The sequence below is a fragment of the Paenibacillus sp. An7 genome (assembly GCF_009870785.1).
Classification (GTDB): Bacteria; Bacillota; Bacilli; order Paenibacillales; family Paenibacillaceae; genus Paenibacillus.
The window spans coordinates 1-260 of sequence record NZ_WTWX01000110.1 but is presented as its reverse complement, the minus strand read 5'-3'; the positions used below and the strand labels follow the sequence as shown (position 1 = coordinate 260).

Annotated in this window: 1 protein-coding gene; it reads left to right on the top strand. The window is 45.8% G+C overall.

Annotated elements, in window-relative coordinates; all coding sequences use genetic code 11:
* A partial coding sequence (locus GQY27_RS21350) for a transposase (RefSeq protein ID WP_160037258.1) occupies positions 1-260 on the top strand: 260 nt, incomplete at both ends.

Here is a 260-nt window from a genome sequence, read left to right as displayed (position 1 = left end):
TAGTGAAGGTAAAAACTTGAATTGGTATGGCTACAAAGGCCACCTGGCCGTGGCAACACAAAGCCAATATATTCTTGGCTCACTGCTTTCGTCTGGAAGCATGAATGATGGAAAAGCTGCCATTCCTCTGTTAAAAGGGCTACGCGCACAGTTTCCGACCTACCGGTTTAGCTATATAGCGATGGATGCAGGATACGATTACGAGCCGATTTACGAAGAAGTTCGTAAATCGAACGCCTATGCCATAACTGCATACAACC